The sequence below is a fragment of the Thioclava sp. ES.031 genome, assembly GCF_002563775.1.
Classification (GTDB): domain Bacteria; phylum Pseudomonadota; class Alphaproteobacteria; order Rhodobacterales; family Rhodobacteraceae; genus Thioclava.
Window position 1 is genome coordinate 1,891,773 of sequence record NZ_PDJO01000001.1, and the last position, 14,203, is coordinate 1,905,975.

9 protein-coding genes and 1 pseudogene are annotated in these 14,203 nt (G+C 62.8%); 7 read left to right on the top strand and 3 right to left on the bottom strand.

Features of this window, described 5'->3' with window-relative positions; translation table 11 throughout:
• Positions 1 to 72: 72 nt before the first annotated feature.
• The 7 genes and pseudogenes from alaS to AXZ77_RS09155 all read left to right on the top strand — a co-directional run bounded on the left by alaS (position 73) and on the right by AXZ77_RS09155 (position 11,558).
• Positions 73 to 2,727, top strand: a complete 2,655-nt coding sequence (alaS, locus tag AXZ77_RS09125; RefSeq protein ID WP_098412497.1) for an alanine--tRNA ligase — start codon at positions 73 to 75, stop codon at positions 2,725 to 2,727.
• On the top strand, positions 2,727 to 3,032 hold the full coding sequence (locus tag AXZ77_RS09130) for a DUF1330 domain-containing protein (RefSeq protein ID WP_078523379.1): 306 nt from the start codon (positions 2,727 to 2,729) through the stop codon (positions 3,030 to 3,032). Before alaS ends, AXZ77_RS09130 begins: the two co-directional genes overlap by 1 nt.
• Positions 3,033 to 3,290: 258 nt before the next feature.
• On the top strand, positions 3,291 to 4,799 hold the full coding sequence (gene cysS / locus AXZ77_RS09135) for a cysteine--tRNA ligase (protein WP_098410909.1): 1,509 nt from the start codon (positions 3,291 to 3,293) through the stop codon (positions 4,797 to 4,799).
• A 106-nt stretch (positions 4,800 to 4,905) separates the two neighbouring features.
• The gene (cimA, locus tag AXZ77_RS09140) at positions 4,906 to 6,528 is read left to right on the top strand and encodes a citramalate synthase (protein ID WP_098410910.1); all 1,623 of its coding nucleotides are present in this window, start codon (positions 4,906 to 4,908) and stop codon (positions 6,526 to 6,528) included.
• Positions 6,525 to 7,289 carry a squalene/phytoene synthase family protein gene (locus AXZ77_RS09145; RefSeq protein ID WP_098410911.1) on the top strand — a complete coding sequence of 255 codons (765 nt, stop codon included), beginning with the start codon at positions 6,525 to 6,527 and terminating at the stop codon, positions 7,287 to 7,289. The genes cimA and AXZ77_RS09145 overlap by 4 nt, the downstream gene beginning before the upstream one ends.
• 913 nt (positions 7,290 to 8,202) lie before the next feature.
• Positions 8,203 to 10,473: pseudogene (locus AXZ77_RS19735) on the top strand (methyl-accepting chemotaxis protein).
• A gap of 20 nt (positions 10,474 to 10,493) precedes the next feature.
• A complete protein-coding gene (locus AXZ77_RS09155) occupies positions 10,494 to 11,558 on the top strand; it encodes a chemotaxis response regulator protein-glutamate methylesterase (RefSeq protein ID WP_098410912.1) in 1,065 nt (354 codons plus the stop codon).
• Between the two features lie 236 nt (positions 11,559 to 11,794).
• Here the strand turns inward: AXZ77_RS09155 and AXZ77_RS09160 are convergent, their stop codons facing one another.
• Genes AXZ77_RS09160 through AXZ77_RS09170 form a run of 3 tightly spaced genes read right to left on the bottom strand, consistent with a single transcriptional unit; the run spans position 11,795 to position 14,202 of the window.
• Positions 11,795 to 13,366, bottom strand: a complete 1,572-nt coding sequence (locus AXZ77_RS09160) for an IS66 family transposase (RefSeq protein WP_098410913.1) — start codon at positions 13,364 to 13,366, stop codon at positions 11,795 to 11,797.
• 54 nt (positions 13,367 to 13,420) lie between these two features.
• Complete coding sequence (tnpB, locus tag AXZ77_RS09165; RefSeq protein WP_081874848.1) at positions 13,421 to 13,771, bottom strand: IS66 family insertion sequence element accessory protein TnpB; 351 nt, start codon at positions 13,769 to 13,771, stop codon at positions 13,421 to 13,423.
• A complete protein-coding gene (locus AXZ77_RS09170) occupies positions 13,771 to 14,202 on the bottom strand; it encodes a transposase (RefSeq protein ID WP_369679773.1) in 432 nt (143 codons plus the stop codon). Before AXZ77_RS09170 ends, tnpB begins: the two co-directional genes overlap by 1 nt.
• Position 14,203 lies beyond the last annotated feature (1 nt).

Sequence of the window (14,203 nt, forward strand, 5' to 3'; positions counted from 1 at the left end):
CGATTGCTGGACAGGGGGAAGGGGCGGCGTTAAACGGGACCGAACATGCCCGATCAGGCGAGACAGGACGATATGCCCAGCCTTAACGAAATCCGCTCCACTTTCCTTAATTACTTCGAGCGTAACGACCACCGGGTCGTTGACAGCTCGCCCCTCGTTCCGCGCAACGACCCGACGCTGATGTTCACCAATTCCGGCATGGTGCAGTTCAAGAACTGCTTCACCGGGGTGGAAAAGCGCGAGTACAACCGCGCAACGACCGCGCAGAAATGCGTGCGCGCCGGCGGTAAGCACAACGACCTCGACAATGTCGGCTACACCGCGCGCCACCATACCTTCTTCGAGATGCTGGGGAATTTCTCCTTCGGGGATTATTTCAAGGAAGACGCGATCCCGTTCGCCTGGGAGCTGCTGACCAAGGATTTCGACATTCCGAAGGACAAGCTGCTGGTCACGGTCTACCACACCGATGACGAGGCGGCGAATATCTGGAAGAAGGTTGCAGGCCTGCCCGACGAGCGGATCATCCGCATTCCTACCTCGGACAACTTCTGGCAGATGGGCCCGACCGGTCCCTGCGGCCCCTGCACCGAGATTTTCTTCGATCACGGCGATCACATCTGGGGCGGCCCGCCCGGTTCGCCCGAGGAAGATGGCGACCGGTTCATCGAGATCTGGAACCTCGTTTTCATGCAGAACGAGCAGTTCGAGGACGGCTCGATGCGCGCGCTGGACATGCAGTCGATCGACACCGGCATGGGGCTCGAGCGGATCGGCGCGCTGCTGCAGGGCAAGCACGACAATTACGACACCGACCTGATGCGCCACCTGATCGAGGCCTCGGCCAACGCGACCGATGGCGCGCCGGACGGCCCGGGCAACGTGCATCACCGCGTGATCGCGGATCACCTGCGTTCGACCTCGTTCCTGATCGCAGATGGCGTGATGCCCTCGGCCGACGGGCGCGGCTACGTGCTGCGCCGGATCATGCGCCGGGCGATGCGTCACGCGCACCTGCTGGGCGCGAAAGACCCGGTGATGCACAGCCTCGTGCCGTCGCTGATCCGCGAGATGGGCGCGGCTTACCCCGAGCTTGGCCGCGCGCAGGCGCTGATCGAAGAGACGCTTCTGGGCGAGGAAACCCGCTTCAAGACCACGCTCGATCGTGGGCTCAAGCTGCTCGACGAGGCGCTTGTGGACCTGCCCGAAGGTGAGAAGCTGCCGGGCGAGACCGCTTTCAAGCTTTATGACACGTTCGGGTTCCCGCTCGATCTGACGCAGGATGCGCTGCGCGAACGCGAGCGCGAGGTCGACACCGAAGGGTTCGACGCCGCGATGGAAGAGCAGAAGGCCAAGGCGCGCGCCAGCTGGTCCGGGACTGGCGAGGCGGCCAATGCCGCGATCTGGTTCGATCTGTCCGAGAAGCTCGGCGCGACCGAATTCCTCGGCTACGACACCGAGAGCGCGGAAGGTCAGATCACCGCGCTCGTGACCGAGGGCGCCGAGATCGACAAAGCCTCCGGCGAGGTGCAGATCGTGGTCAACCAGACCCCGTTCTACGCCGAAAGCGGCGGTCAGGTCGGCGACCGCGGTTGGATTGTGACCGAGACGGGTAAAGCCGAAGTTACCGACACCAAGAAAGTCGCAGGCGTCTTTATCCATTTCGCGCGCGTCACCGAGGGCGAGATCGCCAAGGGGCAGGGCGCGAAGCTGGAAGTCGATCACGCCCGCCGCAGCGCGATCCGCGCGAACCACTCGGCCACGCACCTGCTGCACGAGGCGCTGCGCCGCACGCTGGGCGATCACGTGGCGCAACGTGGCTCGCTCAATGCCGAGGACCGTCTGCGCTTCGACTTCTCGCATAACAAGGCGCTCTCGGCCGAGGAAGTCGCGACGATCGAACGCGAAGTGAATGAATTCATTCGCCAAAACACGCAGGTCGACACCCGGATCATGACGCCGGACGATGCGCGCGATCTGGGTGCGCAGGCGCTGTTCGGTGAGAAATACGGCGATGAGGTCCGTGTCGTCTCGATGGGCGAGCTGGCCAATTCCGGTAAAGGCACGAACGGAAATGTCTATTCGCTCGAGCTTTGCGGCGGCACCCATGTGAAGCGGACCGGCGATATCGGCACCTTCGTGCTGACCGGCGAAAGCGCGTCCTCGTCGGGCGTGCGTCGGATCGAGGCGCTGACCGGCGACATCGCGATGGCCGAGTTGCGTCGCCGCGACAAGCTGCTGGGCGAGATCGAAGGGCTGATCAAGACCTCCGAGCAAGATGTGCTGGCTCGTCTGCAGGCGATCCTCGACGAGCGTAAGGCGCAGGCCAACGAGATCGCGCAGCTGCGTCGCGAGCTTGCGATGGGTGGCGGCGCCTCCGGCGGCCCGGACATCAGCGAAATCAACGGCTTGAAGTTCGTTCCTCAAGTTGTGGCCGGCGTGACCGGCAAGGACCTTCCCGGCATCGTGGATGAGCTGAAGGAGAATGTCGGCTCCGGCGTGATCCTCGTGGTGGCCGATGCGGGCGGCAAGGCGGCCGTGGCGGCTGGCGTGACCAAGGACCTGACCGAGCGCGTCAGCGCGGTCGATCTGGTGAAAGCCGCGGCGCAGGCGCTTGGCGGCAAAGGCGGCGGCGGTCGTCCCGATATGGCGCAAGCCGGCGGGGCCGATCCGTCGAAAGCCGATGAGGCCATCGCGGCCGTGAAAACTGTTCTGGAGGGATTGTAATGGCAGGCGCATTCTGGATCGCCCATGTGAAGGTGCTCGACGACGAGGCCTATGGCAAATACGCCGAGGGCGCGGGCCCCGCGATCGCGAAACATGGCGGGCGTTTCCTCGCCCGGGGCGCGCGCTATGTGCAGCTCGAAGGCAATGACCGCGCGCGCAATGTCGTCGCATGGTTCCCGTCGCTGGAAGCGGCCGAGACCTGTTACTACTCCGACGACTATCAGGCGGCACTCGCCCATGCCAAAGGCGCATCCGAGCGGGACCTGATGATCGTCGAAGCGATGGACGACGTCGAAATCAAATGAAGATCGGCCTGTAACACACTGATCGAAAACCATTTAGAAGGCGGCTGCGGCCGCCTTTTTCTATGATGCCGCACCCGTTCGTTTTTGCTCTGGACCTTCGGGCGCACTGCGTCCTATGCTGCCGCCATGACCACGAAGACCATCATCATCTGCTGCATTATCCGCTGACATACGTCACGCGGGCCGGTCTTCTCTTTCCAAATTTCTCATGACCTTGTAAGCCCGCCGGCAGGTGCCGCCGACCCTTTGCGAGGACATATGACCCAGATCCGTTTGCGCAATTCCCTGACCCGGAAAGTCGAGGATTTCCGTCCGATCGATGCCGACAACGTGCGGATGTATCTCTGCGGCCCGACCGTTTACGACCGCGCGCATCTCGGCAACGCCCGCCCGGTGGTGGTGTTCGACGTGCTCTACCGGCTGCTACGCCAAGTTTACGGGCCGGAGCACGTCACCTATGTGCGCAATTTCACGGATGTGGATGACAAGATCAACGCGACCGCGCTGGCGCGCAAGGAAGCCGGGGCCGAAGGGTCTCTGGAAGAGCTGATCCGCGCGCGGACCGAGGAGACCATCGGCTGGTATCACGCCGACATGGATGCGCTCGGTGCCTTGCGCCCGGATCAGGAGCCACGCGCGACGGATTATATCGGCGCGATGATCGCGATGATCGAGACGCTGATCGCCGACGGTCACGCCTATGCCGCCGAGGGCCACGTGCTGTTCCGGGTGCGCAGCTACAAGGATTATGGCGCGCTGTCGGGGCGCACGGTGGACGATATGATCGCGGGCGCCCGTGTCGAGGTCGCGCCCTTCAAGGAAGACCCGATGGATTTCGTGCTCTGGAAGCCTTCCGACGAGGGGCTGCCGGGCTGGGAGAGCCCGTGGGGCCGGGGCCGTCCGGGCTGGCACATCGAGTGCTCGGCCATGAGCTACGAGCTGCTCGGCGCGTCCTTCGACATCCATGGCGGCGGCATCGACCTGCAATTCCCGCACCACGAGAACGAGATCGCGCAGAGCTGCTGCGCCCATCCCGAGGGCTCCTTCGCGAACTACTGGCTGCATAACGAGATGCTGCAGGTCGAGGGCAAGAAGATGTCCAAGAGCTTGGGCAATTTCTTCACCGTGCGCGATCTGTTGGATGGCCATGACGGCGAGAAGGGTATTCCCGGCGAGGTGATCCGGTTCGTGTTCCTGCAGACGCATTACACGAAGCCGATGGACTGGACGGCGGAGAAGGCGCGGCAGGCTGAGAGGACTTTACGGCGCATTGCAGAGTTCTTGGCAGAGGAACCTCTTACGAAGCGTTGGGGTGAAATTCGAAATGCGAAGCCGCCTCAAGAGTTCATTGACGCGCTTGCAAATGACCTGAATACGTCTTTGGCGCTCTCCCTTGTGCGCAAATATTTGAAAGAACGAGATGAGTTCAAGCTCGTTGGGGCGCTTCTACTCTTGGGATTTGACGACCAAGCCTTGGTTCAGAAATTCTCGCAGTTCCAATTCGCAGCTTCCTCCAACGAATTTTCTTCAGGTTTTCGGATGTCCACTCGAGGAGACGAGGCATCGGAGAACCCAAATCGAATGACCGAACTGTGCAATCGCTTTTCCGAAATGCGTAAAGAGGCAATGGAAACCAAAGATTTCGCGCCGGTCGATGCAATGAAACAGGCGCTCGTCGCCGCAGGCGTCGAAGTGCGCATGTCCAAGGATGGCGTCGAACTGCTGCCTGGACCCGATTTCGACCCCGCCAAGCTGGAGGGCCTGTGATGGCGCCCGGCTACAGCGATAAGGGGCGCTCCGGACCCGAGGGGGGGCGGGTCGGGCGCGGCCCGGCGTGTCGCCGGGCGGAACGTAACCTCGACGGAGGCAATCAATGACCAAATCCCGCCTCTATCTCTACGACACAACGCTCCGCGATGGGCAGCAATCGGCGGGCGTCCAGTTCTCGGTGCCTGAGAAGATCGAGATCGCCAAGGCGCTCGACGCAATCGGCATCGACTATATCGAAGGCGGCTGGCCCGGGGCGAACCCGACCGACAGCGATTTCTTCGAGGCGCGGCCCGAGACGCGAGCGACCTTCACCGCGTTCGGGATGACCAAGCGGGCAGGGCGCTCGGCCGCGAATGACGACGTGCTGGCGGGCGTGATGAACGCGAATACCCCCGCGGTCTGCCTCGTCGGCAAGACGCATGACTACCACGTCACCACCGCGCTCGGGATCACGCTGGAGGAGAACCTCGAAAATATCCGCGCCTCGGTCGCGCATATGGTGGCGCAAGGCCGCGAGGCGCTGTTCGACGCCGAGCATTTCTTCGACGGCTACAAGGCAAACCCCGACTATGCGCTGGAGTGTTGCCGCGCGGCCTATGAGGCGGGCGCGCGCTGGATCGTGCTGTGCGACACCAATGGCGGCACGCTGCCGGGCGAGATCGGCAAGATCGTTAGAGCGGTGATCGCGGCGGGCATTCCCGGCGACCGTCTCGGTATCCATTGCCATGACGATACCGGCAACGCCGTGGCGGGCAGCCTCGCGGCGGTTGAGGCCGGTGCGCGCCAGATTCAGGGCACGCTCAACGGTCTCGGCGAGCGCTGCGGCAACGCGAACCTGATCACGCTGATCCCGACGCTTCTGCTGAAAGAACCCTACGCCTCGACGCTCGACACCGGGATCGCGCCCGAAAGCCTGCGCGACATCACCAAGCTCTCGCGCAAGCTCGACGATATCCTGAACCGGGTGCCGCTGCGCTCCGCGCCCTATGTCGGCGCCTCCGCCTTCACCCATAAGGCGGGGCTGCATGCCTCGGCGATCCTCAAGAATCCAGACACTTACGAGCATATCGACCCCGAACTGGTCGGAAATGCGCGCCTCATCCCGATGTCCAATCAGGCGGGCCAGTCGAACCTGCGCGCGCGGCTCAAGGGCATGGGGATCGAGGTCGCGAAAGACGATCCGCGCCTCGCCCGCATCCTCGATCTGATCAAGGAGCGCGAGGATCAGGGCTATGCCTATGACGGCGCGCAGGCGAGTTTCGAGCTGCTCGCGCGGGCCGAATTGGGGCAATTGCCGAAGTTCTTCGAGGTGAAGCGCTACAAGGTCACGGTGGAGCGCCGCAAGAACCGCTACGACAAGATGGTCTCGATTTCCGAGGCGGTCGTGGTGGTGAAAGTCGGCGAGAAGAAGATGCTTTCTGTCTCGGAAAGCATGGATGAGCAGGGTCATGACCGCGGCCCGGTGAACGCGCTCTCGAAAGCGCTGTCGAAGGATCTCGGCCCCTATCAAAGCCTGATCGACGACATGAAACTGGTCGATTTCCGCGTGCGGATCACCCAAGGCGGCACCGAGGCCGTCACCCGCGTCATCATCGACAGCGAAGACGGGGCGGGCCAGCGCTGGTCGACCGTGGGCGTGTCGCCGAACATAGTCGATGCGAGTTTCGAGGCGCTGCTGGACGCGATGATCTGGAAGCTGATGCGCGACGGGGCGAAACCGGCATGAGCGATCTGGCCGCGTCCCTTCAAGCGGCAGCCGAGGCCGTGCGTCAGGGCGATCCCGACCGGTTCGCCGCCACGATGGCCGCGCCCGCAGATCTGCGCGACCGCCTCTGGCCGCTCTACGCCGCCAATCTCGAGATCGCGCGTACGCCCTGGGCCTCGTCGGAGCCGATGGTCGCCGAGATGCGCCTGCAATGGTGGGTCGATGCGCTGGAGGCTCTGTCAGAGGGCCGCGAACCGCCGCACGAGATCGGCCCGGCGCTTGTCTCGGTGGCACAGCCTGCGCGCCATTTGATCGCCGCGGCTGAGGCCCGTCGTGCCGATTGCTGGCCCGAACCTTTCGACGATATTTCAAGCCTTTGGGCCTATCTCGATCAGACCTCCGGCGCGCTTTACTGGGCCGCTGCCGAGACGCTCGGCGCGCCCGAAGACACGGAAATCACCGTGCGCAGTTTCGGTGCCGGCGCCGGCCTTGCGGCGCTCCTGCAGGCATGGCCCGATCTCGTCGCGCGGGGCCGTCCCCCCCTTGCCACGCCGGACATTGCAACGCTGCATCAGCTCGCGGTGGAAGGCGAAGCGCGGCTCGAGCCCGCCCGCAAGCTGCGTCTGGGACCGGCCAAGGCTGCACTTCTTCCGGGATGGCAGGCCCGTGCGCTCCTCGCGCGCGCGCGCGAAATAGAAGACCCGCTTGCGCCGGGTGCGCTGGCGCTGTCGGAATTCCGCCGCAGATCGGGACTTTTGCGCGCCGCGCTGCTTGGCGTCTGAGCCCCCTAGGGCGCAGCGTGCGGGAAATTTTCGGAAATTAGAGGAATCTTCAACTCTTCGCCTGATGGTGATCGCGATTGCCCCGATAGGTCGGGTCGTTGTCGCAGTTCGCCGGAGGACGTTGATGCGCTTTTTCGACAATCTCAAACTAGGCTTGAAACTACCACTGATGCTGGTGGCGATCGCGATGGTCGCCCTGACGATCATGGGGATTTCGGCCTATCGCACCGCCCACGGATTGCTGGAAAGCGAAGGGACGCAGCGGCTCACACGAACGCTGGCCGCACGCGTCGCCATCGCGGAGAACTGGGCGCAGACACTTGCCTCCAATACCCGCACGATCGCCGCCAATCCCGACACGGCCCGGGCGCTTTATGATTTCACCAAAAGCCTCAATCGGCTCGATCCTCCCGCGATCGAAAGTCTGCGGACCGGGGCCGCAGAGGCCGGGGCGTCCAAGGGAGAGATGAGCGGCCCGCTCCGGGACTACCACCTGCTACTGGACCGCTATGGCTCCGCCATTGATCAGATTTTGGCCGAGAATGGCCTGAACGATCTCTATCTGATCGATCGCGACGGTCGCATTGTTTATGCCGCGCGTGATCACAGCGCGATTGGTCACGCGCTTGCGGATGAACCGGCGGGGCTGATCGAGGCCGCGACCGCTGCGCTGGATTGGTTGAGCGCGCCGGCGGGAATGGTGGCGGCCGATACCGTCGCCGTTTCGCCCCCGCATTTCGAGAATGGCAAGGGCCGGCTCTTCGCCGCACGCCCCGTGCGAAGCGGAAATGGTCTGAAACTCGGTGCTGTGGTCTTGCGAAAGCCAATGACCGAGCTTGGGGCGATCATGGCCAACCCGCACGGCATCGGCGAGACCGGCGAAGGTTTCCTGATCGACGCGAAAGGACGGTTGATGAGCGATCTGCGCTTTCCGGACAGCGATCTGAAGCCGGGGGAGGTTTTGCCAGCGGCTACCGTGAGTGCTGTGGAACAGGCGCAGGAAGAGGTGCTGTCTTTGCAGGGGCATCCGGCGATTGAGAGAACCCAGAAGGTCACTCTTTTCGATCAGCCCTATTGGGCGGTCGTCGAGCAGGACCGTGCCGAGCTGTTCGGTCCTGCCACGTCGCTTGCCCGTGCGATGCTTTTCAACGCGTCCTGGCTCGTTCTTCTGCTTGCGGCGCTTTCTGCCTGGATGGCGAGGTCCGTCTCCAACCCTCTCAAACTATTGGAAAAAACTATCCGCGAGATCAGCGGAGGCAACTACACCAGTGATATCGTACAGGCCCGCCGCGGCGACGAGGTCGGGGCGATCGCCTCCGCTCTGAGCCATCTGCGCGACGATCTCGAACGCGCCGAGGGGGGTCAGCGTGAAGCCACGCAACAAGGGGCCGCTTATGCCAACGCATCGGCCGCTCTCATGATCGTCGACCAAAACTTCCGCATCACGCATGTCAATCGCGCGCTCGTTGATCTTGTCGCATCGCGGCTCGGCGAGTTTCGTAGCGTCAGCCCCGACCTCGATCCCGAAGACCTTGTGGCCCGTTCGATGGACGATTTTCACGCGAAACAAAGCCATGCCCGTGGGTTGCTCGACGATCGCAGCAACTTGCCACTCCAAGTCGACATCAAAGTGGGTGACGGCCGTTTTGGGGTCGACATCACCGATTTCGTCGATGCGGAGGGCAATCAGGCCGGTTTTGTGGTCGAATGGCGTGACGTGACAGAGCGTCGAATGAAAGATGCGCTCATTGCCGCAATTGATCGCGGCCAGCTCGTTTGCGAAGCTAACCCCGCGGGCGTCGTGAGCCGAATGAACGCAAATTTCCAAGCGCTCCTCGGTCCACAGGCTCAAAGCCTGACAGGACAATCGCTTAAGGAATGGCTCAAGCCGGTAGATGGCGGTGATCCTTGGCCCGCGATTGCCGCGGGTGAGCCTGTGACCGCGCGATTTTCGATGAGCGACCCGCAGGGCAATACCTATTTGCTTGATGGTGCGCTCAATCCGATCTCGGACAAGGCGGGCCGCCCGATGAAGATCGTGCTTATGGCAAATGACGTGACTGCCGCAGAAGCTGCGCTCGCTACAGCGCAAAACCGAAACCTCGCGATGCTCGAGGCGCAGAAATCGGTGGTCGAGGCGCTTCAGGTCGGCCTCGCGGCGCTCTCGCGCGGCGATCTGAGCCTGACGCTCGATATGGAGTTTTCCGGAGAATACGAAGCACTCCGAAACGACTTCAATGCGGCGGCAAAAAATCTCGCCGCAGCAATCGAATCCGTGATCGAAAATGCCACCGCGATCGATACGGAGGCCCGCGAAATTGCATCTGCCTCGGATGACCTCAGCCGTAGAACCGAACAGCAGGCCGCCACGCTCGAAGAGACCGCTGCTGCCCTCGACGAACTCTCGTCTTCCGTCACAACCTCGGCGCAGGGCGTGGCCGAAGCGGATAGGGTGGTCTCCGAAGCCCGCACAAGCGCCGAAACCTCCGGCGAAGTGGTCAAGCAAGCCATTCAGGCGATGAGCGAAATCGAAACCAGCTCGCAACAGATTTCGAAGATTATCGGCGTGATCGATGAGATTGCCTTCCAGACGAACCTGCTCGCGCTCAACGCCGGCGTCGAAGCCGCGCGTGCAGGCGAGGCCGGGCGTGGCTTCGCCGTCGTGGCGTCGTAAGTACGCGCCCTTGCACAGCGCTCATCCGAAGCCGCTCGCGAGATCGACACTCTGATCACCGCATCAAGCGAACAGGTCACGCGCGGAGTGGGGCTCGTTGGCGAGACCGGCCGCGCGCTCGAAGGCATTCTCGGCGCAGTTGTCGATATTTCCGGGCGTGTCTCCGAAATTGCAGGAGGTGCGCGCGAACAGGCCCAAGGTCTCAAGGAGATCAACACCGCAGTCAATCAGCTTGACCAAGTCACGCAACAAAACGCCGCGATGTTCGAAGAAACCACCGCGGCCAGTCACGCTTTGACTACGAATGCGACCTCCCTGCGTGACATTACTGCTCAGTTCAAAGTCGGCACCGAAGTGATCGTGTCTCCCGCGTACGCACACTCCACGTTACCGCCAGGCCAAGAAGAGCCTTGGCCGCAAGAAGAGTCCGTCGAAAATCTTCCCCGCGTGGTCGGGGAATCCGCATCGCGCAGCACCACATATCGCGCCGAAGATTGGGAAGAGTTTTGAGGTCGCACGAAGGAAACGCGATGCCGAATGAAGTTCCTCCCCCCAAGCGCGTTCTGATCGTCGATGATTCCGCGACGATGCGTCAACTCATTCGGGCACGCATCACAACGGAACCGCGTTTGGCCGTGATCGGAGAAGCGGCTGACGCGTTCGAAGCGCGTGAAAAAATCAAATCGCTTTTGCCGGATGTAATTACGCTTGATGTCGAGATGCCGCGCATGAACGGGCTCGATTTCCTCGAACGTCTCATGCGGCTGAGGCCGATCCCCGTCGTTATGGTGTCGACCGAAACGCATAAGGGATCCCGCTCCGCAATCGAAGCGCTTGCCCTCGGCGCGATCGACTGCGTTGGAAAACCGCGATTTGGCCAACTCGAAAAAAGCTTCGAGTCGCTGCCAGATATTCTACTCACGGCCGCAAGTGCTCGATTGCCCCAGAAAGCGCGAGATCGAGCTTCGATCATACCAGCACAAAATTTCCATTGGGGCGGTCAATTCGTGCTCATCGGGTCCTCGACTGGTGGTGTTGACGCTCTGGAAACGGTCTTGAAGGGCTTTCCCGACAATTGCCCGCCCACGCTCATTGCACAACATATGCCAGAGAGTTTCCTTGCGAGCTTCGCGGAACGGCTCGACCGCAAGATTGCGCCGAGCGTAAGCCTTGGAAAGACCGGTACGCCGCTCGCGCAAGGCCATGTCTATCTTGCTCCTGGCGGCGCGACGCATCTCACAATTCAAAACGCCAAAACGCCGTATCTTGCATTGATCGAAGCCGAGAAGCGGAACGGACATCGGCCGTCAGTGGATGTCTTGTTCGAGTCCGCCGTCGAGATGGCTGCGAACGCCATTGTTGTTTTGCTAACAGGTATGGGGCGCGACGGAGCAGAGGGAATGTTGAAACTTCGCAAGGCGGGCGCACATTGTTTTGCTCAAGATGAAGCAACGTCGATTGTTTTCGGGATGCCCCGTGCCGCGCTTGAATTGGGTGCGGCAGCCTATGCCATGCCGTTGGGGAATATAGCGCCTGAAATTCTGAGACGATGTGCGCAGAGTCCCACGACGGCGAACAAGGTAGGTGAGGTATGAACGCGGCGGCGACAGGTAGGCCGATCCATATCTCACAAGGCGAGTTTCTTGTCGCGGGATCTGGCGCACAATCAATCACCACCATTCTCGGCTCTTGTGTGGCTTGCTGTCTCTTTGATGAGAACGCTCGGCTCGGAGGAATGAACCACTTTCTTTTGCCGGACACGACCGGTTCCACGTTTCAAGCGGCAAGTTTCGGTGTGAATGGTAAGCGGCGGCTGCATCCCACCCCAGGTTCAGCTTGACGGACTGAAGTTCCACGGGAGAAGTTCGTCGATGCGGCCTTGCGGATGGCCGGCGGCGATGGCCTCGAGGAGGGCCTTGAGATAGGCGAAGGGCTCGACGCCGTTGATCTTTGCGGTCTCGATGAGCGACGCGATGCGTCCCCAAGCGCGCCCGCCTTCGTCATGTCCGGCGAACAATGCGTTCTTCCTGTTCAGAGCGATGGGCCGGATCAGGTTCTCCACGCTGTTGGAGTCGATCTCCACCCGCCCATCGTGCAGGAAGGTCTGGAGCCCGTCCCAGTGACGGTGGATGTAAGCGAGCTTCTCGCCCAGGCGCGACTTGGCGGAGATACGCAGACGTTGCTGTTGTAGCCATTCACCGAACTCGACCACGAGGGGCGCGGTGCGCGCCTGCCGGGCCGAGAGCCGCTGTCCCGGCGCCGTGCCGCGGATGTCGGCCTCGATCTTGTAGAACTCGGCGATGCGGCGCAGCCCCTCGGCGGCGATCTCGGAGCCGTCGCGGTCGAAGACCTCCTTCAGCTTGCGCCGGGCGTGGGCCCAGCAATGCGCCACGCGGATCGGGTCGCCACCCTTGCGGGCGGGACGCGTCAAACGGTTGTAACCCTGGTAGCCATCGAGCTGCAGGATGCCGTCGAAGCCGTGCAAAATCTTCTCCGCGTTCTCCCCGGCGCGGCCGGGCGCGTAGAAGAAGACCACGCCCGGTGGATCATCTCCGCCCCATGACCGGTCGTCACGGGCGAGCGCCCAGAGATATCCCGTCTTGGTCCGGCCGCGCCCCGGATCCAGCACAGGGGCGGTGGTCTCATCCATGAAGAGCTTGGTCGACGTCTTCAGATGCTCGGCCAGCCGGTCGACGACGGGACCGAGATGGAAGGCGGCGGTGCCGACCCAGTCGGCCAGCGTGCTGCGGTGGATCTCGATGCCCGATCGGGCAAGGATCCGGCTCTGCCGATACAAGGGCAAGTGGTCCGCATATTTGCTGATCAGGACATGCGCGATGGCGCCCTCGGTCGGCAGGCCGCCGTCGATGAGATGCGCCGGGGCGCTCGCCTGGGTCACGCCATCGGTGCAGGCGCGGCAGGCGTATTTGGGGCGAACCGTGACGAGCACGCGCAGCTGGGCGGGCACGATGTCCAGCCGCTCTGTGCGGTCCTCGCCGATCTTGTGCATCTCCCCGCAGCCACAAGGACATTGCAAACTGTCCGGCTCGATCACGCGCTCGATGCGCGGCAGGTCCTTGGGCAGGTTGCCTCGATTGCGCCGGGCTGCACGCCGGGGTCGGCTCTCGGACGGCGCTTGCGTCTCCCGCTTCTCCTCGGCTTCGGCGACCGCAATCTCGAGATCCTCGAACGCCAGCTGCCGGTCATCTTCGCTGAGCTTCTCGGACCGTTTGCCGTGGACTGCCTGGTTGAGTTCGGCGACCAGATGCTCGAGGCGCTTGATGATCTCCTTGAGGCTGACCCTCTCACCTTTGAGCTCCTCATGCTCGCGCAGCAGCGCGGCGACAGCTTCGCGCTGCGCCTCGGGGATTGCGGACAGGTCAATGATCGCGGTGGATGGCATGGCCGGAGGCTACCCCGAAGCCGCCTCGAAGGCCCGCCTTTTCTCGTGCCTGATTCACTCTGCCGCAGCCGGGCGGCGGATCTCCAGCGCCTTCACCTTGCGCCAGTCGAGCCCGGCGAACAGGGCCTCGAACTGCGCCCGGTTCAAAGTCATCACGCCGTCCCGAACCGCCGGCCAAGTGAAGGAACTCTCCTCAAGCCGCTTGTAGGCCATCACCAGCCCGGTGCCGTCCCAGAAGAGTATCTTCAGCCTGTCTGCACGCTTCGCCCGGAACAAAAACACGGTGCCAGTGAACGGATCCTCCTTCAGGACCGATGCGACCTGCGCGGCGAGACCGTCGTGGCCTTTCCTGAAGTCGACCGGCTGGGTCGCCACGAGGATACGGACGGTGTGGGACGGCATCATCACGAGGACGACCCGAGCGCATGGACGATCTCGGCAATCCGCACTGCCGGGGTGTCGGCGGCAAGCGCGATCGTCACGTCACCGAAGACGAGACGCAGACTGTCGTCCGACCGCCCCGAGGGCTGCGGCGCCTGCGGGGGCTTCGGCTCGCACAGGACAACCGGCGCGAAGGCCGTCGGCTCATCCGACATCTCGGCGGCGGGCAGGACCAGCTTGCCCTCTTTGGCCAGGCATCGCCACGCCGACAACTGGTTCGGCTTCATCCCGTAACGCGCCGCCACGGCGTTGACCGTCGCGCCCGGCTCAAGTGTCTCCGCGACAGCCTGTGCCTTCACCTTCTCCGGCCACCGGCGGTGCCCGCTCTCGAAGATCTCAACTCCCAGCGATCTGAGAAACGCAGTCTGAGCATCCATTGCGAAACGCACTCCCATC

Excerpts from the sequence above, each read along its gene's own strand:
- alaS (WP_098412497.1), top strand. The coding sequence starts at position 73 with ATGCCCAGCCTTAACGAAATCCGCTCCACTTTCCTTAATTACTTCGAG.
- AXZ77_RS09130 (WP_078523379.1), top strand. The coding sequence starts at position 2,727 with ATGGCAGGCGCATTCTGGATCGCCCATGTGAAGGTGCTCGACGACGAG.
- cysS (WP_098410909.1), top strand. The coding sequence starts at position 3,291 with ATGACCCAGATCCGTTTGCGCAATTCCCTGACCCGGAAAGTCGAGGAT.
- cimA (WP_098410910.1), top strand. The coding sequence starts at position 4,906 with ATGACCAAATCCCGCCTCTATCTCTACGACACAACGCTCCGCGATGGG.
- AXZ77_RS09145 (WP_098410911.1), top strand. The coding sequence starts at position 6,525 with ATGAGCGATCTGGCCGCGTCCCTTCAAGCGGCAGCCGAGGCCGTGCGT.
- AXZ77_RS09155 (WP_098410912.1), top strand. The coding sequence starts at position 10,494 with ATGCCGAATGAAGTTCCTCCCCCCAAGCGCGTTCTGATCGTCGATGAT.
- AXZ77_RS09160 (WP_098410913.1), bottom strand. The coding sequence starts at position 13,366 with ATGCCATCCACCGCGATCATTGACCTGTCCGCAATCCCCGAGGCGCAG.
- tnpB (WP_081874848.1), bottom strand. The coding sequence starts at position 13,771 with ATGATGCCGTCCCACACCGTCCGTATCCTCGTGGCGACCCAGCCGGTC.
- AXZ77_RS09170 (WP_369679773.1), bottom strand. The coding sequence starts at position 14,202 with ATGGGAGTGCGTTTCGCAATGGATGCTCAGACTGCGTTTCTCAGATCG.